The sequence below is a fragment of the Protofrankia sp. CiP1_Cm_nod1 genome, from assembly GCF_920888515.1.
In the GTDB taxonomy this organism is placed as follows: Bacteria; Actinomycetota; Actinomycetes; order Frankiales; family Frankiaceae; genus Protofrankia.
On sequence record NZ_CAKKTM010000350.1, the window covers coordinates 1 to 8,459 of the forward strand.

The 8,459-nt window shown below is 71.5% G+C and carries 5 protein-coding genes and 1 pseudogene; 3 read left to right on the forward strand and 3 right to left on the reverse strand.

The window, feature by feature from the left end; all coding sequences use genetic code 11:
- The 3 genes and pseudogenes from NBX02_RS15605 to mraZ form a co-directional block, all read right to left on the reverse strand.
- A pseudogene (locus NBX02_RS15605) lies at positions 1-244 on the reverse strand (hypothetical protein); the annotation flags it as partial.
- Complete coding sequence (gene rsmH / locus NBX02_RS15610; RefSeq protein ID WP_250291955.1) at positions 241-1,329, reverse strand: 16S rRNA (cytosine(1402)-N(4))-methyltransferase RsmH; 1,089 nt, start codon at positions 1,327-1,329, stop codon at positions 241-243. The gene rsmH and the pseudogene NBX02_RS15605, both read right to left, overlap by 4 nt.
- Before the next feature lie 524 nt (positions 1,330-1,853).
- Positions 1,854-2,285, reverse strand: coding sequence for a division/cell wall cluster transcriptional repressor MraZ (gene mraZ / locus NBX02_RS15615; protein WP_250286484.1), 432 nt, complete (start codon positions 2,283-2,285; stop codon positions 1,854-1,856).
- Positions 2,286-2,666: 381 nt separating this feature from the next.
- Here mraZ and NBX02_RS15620 point away from each other — a divergent pair, with 381 nt between their 5' ends.
- The 3 genes from NBX02_RS15620 to NBX02_RS15630 form a co-directional block, all read left to right on the forward strand.
- Entirely contained in the window at positions 2,667-3,695 is a 1,029-nt protein-coding gene (locus tag NBX02_RS15620; RefSeq protein ID WP_445548461.1) for an AAA family ATPase, read from the forward strand.
- A gap of 6 nt (positions 3,696-3,701) precedes the next feature.
- Entirely contained in the window at positions 3,702-5,885 is a 2,184-nt protein-coding gene (locus NBX02_RS15625; protein ID WP_250291957.1) for a DUF58 domain-containing protein, read from the forward strand.
- A partial coding sequence (locus NBX02_RS15630; RefSeq protein WP_250291960.1) for a DUF3488 and transglutaminase-like domain-containing protein occupies positions 5,882-8,459 on the forward strand: 2,578 nt, incomplete at its 3' end. The genes NBX02_RS15625 and NBX02_RS15630, both read left to right, overlap by 4 nt.

Sequence of the window (8,459 nt, forward strand, 5' to 3'; positions counted from 1 at the left end):
GGGTGGCGGTGGCCGCCCGGCCCGCCGGCCCGCCGGCCCGCCGGCCCAGGGACGGGATCGGGATGGCGGTGTCGGCGTGTCCTCGGGCCGCCGCCGATGCGGGCACCGTGTCGTACACCGCGGCCGACGCCGCGTAGCCGCGGCGGTCGGCGCGGGCCGCCTGGTACGACGCGCGAGTGGGCGGCGTGGCCGCCTTCGCCCTGCCCCGGCCCTGTCGTGTCAGCAGGGGGGCCGGCGCGCTCATGCCGCACCTCCGGCTGTCCCGTTCGGCCCGAACGTCCCGGTCGGCCCGAACGTCCCGGCCGTCCTGACCGTCCCGGATATCCTGGACGTCCTGGAACTCCCATAAGCCCCAGACGTTCTGGAGGACCGGGAGGCCCCGGACGGCGGGGCTATCCGCTCGACGGCGCGCAGTTTCGCCGCGGAGGCCCGCGGGTTGGCCGCCACCTCGTCCGGGGACGACGTCTCCCCACCGCGGGTGAGCCAGCGCATCGTCGGCGCGGCATCCGGCGGGATCACGGGCAGGTCCGGCGGTACGTCAGGGCGTACCCGCGCGGCGAATGCCCGCTTGACCATGCGGTCCTCGAGCGAGTGGTAGGCAAGCACGACGAGTCTCCCCCCGACGGCGAGCGCGTCGAGGGCCGCCGGCAGCGCCCGGGCAAGCGCCTCGAGTTCGCCGTTCACCTCGATCCTCAACGCCTGGAATGTACGTTTTGCTGGATTTCCACCGTTACGACGTGTTGCGGCCGGAATGGTCCGGCGGACGAGATCGGCCAGGCGCGCCGAGGACACGAACGGCTCGCGGGCGCGTTCCGCGACCACGGCCGAGGCGATGCGGCGAGCGAAGCGTTCTTCTCCGTAGTGGCTGAGGACGCGGGTGAGCTCGGCGGCGTCGTAGGTGTTCACGACGTCCGCGGCGGTGCGGCCCCGGCTGGGGTCCATCCGCATGTCCAGGGGAGCGTCCCGGGAATAGCTGAATCCCCGCTCGTCGGAATCAAGCTGCAGCGAGGAGACGCCCAGGTCGAACAGCACACCGTGCACCTCGGTCAGACCGAGGGTGTCCAGGACGGCCGGCAGCTGGTCGTACACGGCGTGTACCAGGGTGACCTGGCCGGCCCGGTCGGCCAGCCGGGCGCGGCTGTGCTCCAGCGCCTGTGGATCACGGTCGAGACCGATCAGGCGGGCCGTCGGGCAGGCGTCGAGTAACGCGCTCGCATGACCGGCGAGGCCCACGGTGGCGTCGACCAGGACCACCTCGGGCCCGGGCAGGGCCGGCGCCAGCAGGCCAACGACACGGTCGGAGAGGACGGGGATGTGCGTGGCGTCCACCTCGACCTCCTCGAACGGTTTTGTGAACCTCGCGGCGGGGAAGATGCGGTTGACCCGCGATCACGCTTGGTGAAAACCGCGGTGTGCACGTACGGACGATGTGAGCAGGCGACGATGTGAGCAGACAAGGATGTGAGCAGACAATGTGAACGGATATGGCGGACCGGTCCTGTCGGCTGCGTGACAGCCGGCCGGATGACCGCCAGATACGCGGACAGGCGGGAACACGTGCGCCGGGCGGCCCGGTGCCACCATCGGCCCCGGGGCTCGGCATGTGCCCAGGTCCCGCCCCGCTCACGCCACCGGACACCGGGGAAGTGGCGTCCGGTATGGAGCGGGGGGAGACCTCGGCGCACACCTGATGCCCCGGGCCGCGGCGGCACAGAGATGGCACAGAGGCGACACAGGGGTGGCGCGAGGGCCGTCGACGCTGGTCGGTCGGCGCTCCCGGTCGGGTGTGGCTGCTGTGTCTGCCGCTGTGTCTGCCGCCGTGTCCGCCTCGGACGATGACGCTCGGGCAACGCTCAGATGACGCCGGGCAACACCTCCTCGGAAAGCGCGGCGAAGTTCTCCTCCTGGCCGGTCAGATAGGTCTCCCAGCGGGCCGCGTCCCAGATCTCCACCCGGGTGTTCGCGCCGTTGACGACGCACTCCCGGGTAAGTCCCGCATACGTGCGCAGGGCCGGCGGGATGGTGATCCGTCCCTGCCGGTCGGGAACATCGTCCGAAGCCGAGGAAAAGAAGACACGGCTGTAATCCCGTAGAGCTTTTGCCGTAACAGGCGCGGCCCGCAGGGAGTCACTGATCCGGGTGAACTCAGGCATGGGGAACACGTAGAGACAGCGTTCCTGCCCCTTGGTGATCACGAGCCCCCCTTCCAGCTCCTCGCGGAACTTCGCCGGCAGGGTGAGCCGGCCTTTGTCGTCGAGCCGGGGCGTGTGGCTGCCGAGGAACATCGGCGGCCTCCTCGCCCGTGCCCGAGAGGTTCATGGCCGTTCAAACCCCGCCCTGGTCAGCCTGACAGTGCCCCTGCCCCCCACTGCGCGCCACTGTACCCCACTCCCCCCCACCTGTCCGACACTCCGGACACCCCCACGCCCACGTCCGGCGGGGCCTGGAGATCACCTCTCCGGCATCAATGTGTCTTTTGACCGAACGTGTCAAAAACACCTCCGGTAACCGATGCAGCGGCTATCCTCGACCGCCGCCGCGAATGAGTACGCTTTCCGGACGGAGCGGACGGATGATTCCCGCCGGTGAAGATCGGCTTCCGCTCGGTGCCACACTTGTGGGGGGGCCGCCGGGCCCACCTCGCCGATCTGGGGACGGAGGCCGACGTGACGGTGACGGAGCCCGGCGTCATACCGTGGCGCGAGCCCGGGACCGGCCTGCGCCACCTCGCGGATGTCGCGACGCGCATGACCCGCGCGGTCGAGAGCGTCATCGACGGCAAGCCCGAGGTGGTCAGGACATCCCTGGTCGTCCTGCTCGCCGAAGGCCACCTGCTCATCGAGGACGTGCCCGGCGTCGGCAAGACGATGCTCGCCAAGGCGCTGGGGCGCTCGATCGACGCCCGCGTCCGCCGCATCCAGTTCACTCCCGACCTGCTGCCCAGCGATGTCACGGGGGTGAGCGTCTACAACCAGGACACCCGCGACTTCGAGTTCCGCCCCGGGCCGGTCTTCTCCAACCTGGTCATAGCCGACGAGATCAACCGAGCCGCCCCCAAAGCGCAGTCGGCACTCCTCGAATGCATGGAGGAACACCAGGTCACCATTGATGGCGTCACCTATCACCTGGAATCGCCGTTCATGGTCGTCGCGACCCAGAACCCGATCGAGATGGAAGGCACCTATCCCCTGCCCGAGGCGCAACGGGACCGTTTCACCGCACGGGTGTCCATGGGCTATCCGTCATCCGCGGCCGAGCTGGCCATGCTGGACAGCCATGGCAACACCGAGCCCCTCGACGCGGTCGACCCGGTCACCGAGGCCGCCGAGATCACCAGACTCATCTCCCTGGTCCGTTCGGTCCACGTGGCCGACGAGGTACGCCGCTACATCGTCGATCTCGTGACGGCGACCCGCCGGCACCCGGAGCTCGTCCTGGGTGCCTCCCCGCGCGCGGCCCTGCACCTGATCAGGACCGCCCGGGCCCACGCCGCCCTCGACGGCCGCGCCTTCGTCGTCCCCGACGACGTCCAGGCGATGGCCGAACCGGTCCTCACCCACCGGCTGCTGGTCAGAGCGGAGACCGCGGCGTCGGGCGGGTCCGCCGTCGAGGCCGCCTCCCGGATCGTCGCGGACATCCTCACGCGGGTCCCCATCCCGCACCGGGGGGCACGTCCGTCGCACCGTGGCCGTTAGATCGCTGTGTCGGACTTCCTGGCAGCCTTACGAGGCCTGACCGTCCGCGGGCAGTGTTTCGTGGTCACCGGGCTGGTCTGCTGCGGGCTGGCGGTCGTGGTCGGCGAGAAGGACCTCCTGCGGGCCGGCCTGCTGCTGCTCACCCTGCCGCTGTGCGCGACGGCGTTCGTGTGCCGGACCCGCTACCGGCTCGCCTGCCACCGGCGCCTGACACCCGCCCGCGTGACCGTGGGGGCGGTGGTGTCGGTCGGTGTCCGGATCGACAACATGAGTCGGCGTTCCTCCTCGGTGCTGCTGGTGGATGACGACATCCCCGCCCATCTCGGCTTCCGGGCGCGCTTCATGCTCGACCGGGTGGAGCCGGGGGGCGCCCGGTACTTCACCTATCAGCTTCGCCCCCGGCTGCGCGGCCGTTACCTGATCGGGCCGATGGCGATCCGGATCACGGATCCGTTCGGGCTGTGCGAGCTCACCCGCACGTTCCGCAGCCGCGACGAACTGGTCGTCACCCCGCCGGTGGAAACGCTGCCCGCGTCGCGCCCCGGCAGGCAGATCACGATCGGTGACCTCCGCCAGCGCGACCGGCCCACCATGGGGACCGACGACTTCGTCACCCGCCCCTACCAGGCCGGGGACGACCTGCGACGGATCCACTGGCGCACCAGTGCCCGCGCCGGTGAGCTGATGGTGCGCCGGGAGGAGAGCTCCCGCCCGGCCAGCGCGACCGTCCTGCTCGACACCCGCTCCGCGGCCTGGGCCGGTCAGGGGCCGGCCTCCTCGTTCGAGTGGGCGGTCAGCGCCGCTGGCTCGGTCGCGGCGCATCTCACCGAGAGCGGCCACCTGGTCGACCTGATCTGTGACGGCAGCCTGGCGGCCGCACCGGCCGCGGGCGGACCACGGAAGCCGACCCGCAGCACCACCGCGCTGCTGGACGCGCTCGCCGTGGTGACCACCGCCGACGCCGGTCCGCCGTCCCGTGCGGCATCCCCGGGCCCGCCCATCCCCGGCCGGCGCGGCCTGGCCCACCTCGCCGGCGACGGGATACTCGTGGCGGTCCTCGGCTCCACCGAGCCGGCACGAGCAGGGATACTCGCCAGGGCCCGCCCGCGCGGCACACTCGCGACGGTCGTGCTCGTCAACGTCGCGACCTGGGACGGGAACCATGCCGCAGCCGGGCAGGAGGCCACCGGGCAGGAGAACCTGCGCGCCTGCCGCGCGGTCTTCCAGCGTCACGGCTGGACTGTGATCGTCGCCGGCTACGGCGACACCCTCGCCACGTTGTGGCCGGGTGGGTCCCAGCGGAGCTCCGGACGAAGCACAGCCGGCAGCGGGAAGAACAACAGGGCCGGGCGTCAGGCGGCCGGCGCCCAGAGCACAGGCGTGATCCACCATGGCCGACCGCAGCCACCGCAGCCACCGCAGCCACGGCATCCGGAACCACGGCACGTCGCCCAAGGGAGTGGTCCCACGCAGCCGCGGCATCCGGAACCACGGCATCCGGATCCGTCGGCCTCGTCGAGCCAGCCGCTCGAGTGGCCATCCACTGTTGGCCGGGCCGCTCCTGCCTCGGCCGCTCCTGGCCCGGCGACTCCTGGCCCGGCGACTCCTGGCCCGGCGACTCCTGGCCCGGCGACTCCTGGCCCGGCGACTCCTGATTCGGCGGCTCCTGCCTCGGCCGCTCCTGGCCCGACGGCTCCTGGCCCGGCGACTCCTGATTCGGCGGCCGTTGGCCCTGCTACCACCGGTCAGGCCACCGCCTGGCCAGCCAGCAGCGATTCGGCCATCAGAGGTTCGGCCGCTGAGAGTTCGGCCACCAGCAGCGCGGCGGCCGGCAGGCCAAGGGTCGGCAGACCAGCGGCCACCTGGCCGACCGCCGCTGACCCAGCCATTACCAGCCGGGCCACCGGCGGCCCAAGATCCTTCCCGCCTGACACGACCAGCACGGCACCACCTACCACACGCCCACCCACCGCACGCCCGACAGCCCTCCCACCCGGACCGCCCGACAGCGCCAGAACGTCCCCCCTGCCCCGCTTGTCTGCCATGCGGGAACGCGCCGACAGCAGGCCCGAGCCGGCGCGCCCGTCCGCAACACCCCGGTCACCGGCCACGCGGGTGCGGCCTGAGGAGACCCCGGAAGACGCGGCCACGGCAGGGCAGCCAGAGGCGGAAGCAGGCCTGCGGCGATGATCACGCGCCTGCCCCCCACCCTGACCGCTACTCTCGGTGGCGCACTCGCGTCGCTGCTGTGCGCGTTCGCGCTCGCGCCGTTGTTCGACGGCCTGTGGTGGCTGCGGCTGGCTGTCGCGGCCACGGCGGTGGTGGCGGGAACGTCCGTGCTGGGCCAGGCCCTGCGGTTGCCCGTCCCGGGCATCGTGCTGTTGGAGGCACTCAGCCTGCTCGTCGCGGCGACCATACTGTGTGCGCGGGAAACCGCCCTCGCCGGCGTGCTGCCGACCAGCCAGACGCTGGAAACGCTGCGTTCCCTGATCGCCACCGGCCGGGACGACGTGGCTCGGTTCGCCGCGCCGGTACCGCAACGGCCGGGTCTGGCGCTGCTCGTCCTCATCGGCGTCCATCTGGTCACGATGGTCGTCGATTTCCTGATGACGGTGGCCCGGCGTCCGGCACTCGCCGGGCTCCCGCTGCTGGCGCTGTTCATGCTGCCGGCGGCGGTGCTGCCGGACGGCGTCGGGCCGGTCCGGTTCGTTCTCGGCGCGTTGGGCTTCCTCCTGCTGCTGATAGTGGACGGCCACACCAGCATCGAACGCTGGCGAAAACCGGTCACCACCGCGTCAGCCCCCGCATCGGGTTCCGGCGCACCCGGCCCAGGCGTCGGCACCGGCCATAGCTCTGGCTCTGGCTCTGGCTCTGGCTCTGGCTCTGGCTCTGGCTCTGATCATGGCCCTGGCCAGGGCGCATCGGATGCCGCCTCGTCGGCATCCCCGCGGCTGGGCAACAGAGCCGGCGTCCACGTCATCGGGATCACCGTGTGCGCGATGGTGTGCGCGGTGGCTGTACCGGCCGCGCTGCCCTCGCTACAGGAACTGGCGCTTGTCACGCACGGTCAGGGCAACAACCATGACGACGGCCCCGGCTCGACGGTTGTCATCCAGCCGATCGTCTCGTTGGCGCAGCAACTGCACTCCCCGCTGACAAAGGAACTGGTGTCGGTGCGCACCACGTCACCGCAGTATCTGCGGCTGACCGCGCTCGAACAGTTCGACGGGCAACAGTTCACCCTGCGGGCGCTGCGCGCCGGACGCGAGGCAAAAATCAGCAACGGCCTGCCCAGGCCGACAGCCACCGCCCACAGCACGCAGATCGCCGCGGCCATCCGCGTGTCGAAGGACCTGGAGGCGAACTACCTCCCGCTGCCCGGCACCCCGACCAGAATCACCGGTCTTGACGGTGACTGGCGGCTGGCCGCCGAGACCGGCACGGTGTTCAGCACCCGGACCTCCACCGCCGACGCGACCTACCAGGTCGAAGCAGCCGTCCCAGCCCCCACCCGCGAAGAGCTCACGACCACGTTGACAGCCGTCCCAGCCGAGCTGAAGATCGACACCGAACTGCCCGCCAGCACCGACCCCCGGATCCACAACCTGGCACGGCAGCTCACGCGAACCGCGTCCGGCCCCTACCAGCAGGCTGTCGCCATCCAGAACTACCTGCAGAGCGGTGCCTTCACCTACGACCTGGACGGCGCACCCACCACCCAGGCCGGGGCGCTGACAGACTTCCTGTTCACGCGCAAACGCGGCTACTGCGAGCAGTTCGCCTCCGCGATGACGGTGCTGCTGCGGTCGCTGGGGATCCCGGCCCGGGTGGCGATCGGCTTCAACGCGGGCGAACGGCAGCCGGACGGCAGCTACCTGATGACCAACAAGAACATGCATGCGTGGCCAGAGGTGTGGTTCGCCCCCACCGGATGGATCCCCTTCGAGCCGACCCCGCCAGCGAGTGCGGGCATCGCCATCCCCGGCTACTCACAGGTCCAGAAGCCGGCTGGAGGGAGCACGGCTTCCGTGCAGGCGGGCGCCGCCCGGTCGTCGTCCGCGCCCGAGACCGCCGCGCCGAGCGCAGGCACCACCAGCGGCGACGGGCAGGACACGGTGGCGCATCAGCCTCTCACACAGCCGCGGCCCACCAGCGACGGGCCGCTGCCCGCGATCCTCTGGTGGTTCCTGCCGGGGGCCGCCCTCCTCGCGCCACTGGGTGGACCAGCCCTGCTGCGGATGGCCCGCCGTCGACAGCGCCTCAGGGCCACCCTGCGGGAGGCCCCCGACGACGGGGACGCGGCGGCCGACAGCCGTGCGCACGCGGCCTGGGCCGAACTGGCCGACCTCACCGTCGATCTCGGCATGCCGCTGCGGCCGAACGAGTCCCCGCGAGCCAGCGCGACGCGGCTGAGCGCTCACATCGCGGCCAACGCCCGCACCCCCGAGCGAACGATCACGACGGCGGAGGCCGAGGAGGCCCTGGCTGCCCTGCTCCGGATCGCCGAGGCGGAGGAACTCGCCTGCTACGCGCCGCTGGCCCTGGTCCGCTCCCACGCACCGGACGAACGAATCGGACGTGATCTACAGACAGTTACGCGCATCCTGAAGAAGATAACGCCGCGTACCAGCCGCGTTTGGGCCACCGCAGTCCCCCGCTCCGTGGTCGCCGACCTGAGGGGCCTGCGCAGCCTGGTCCGGACGGGGAGCCGCCCGAAGCCGAGACGCCCGGCAGCACTCCGGCACGACCAGAACAGCCGGCACG

Coding starts and splice junctions, on each gene's coding strand:
- mraZ (WP_250286484.1), bottom strand. CDS start 2,285: ATGTTCCTCGGCAGCCACACGCCCCGGCTCGACGACAAAGGCCGGCTC.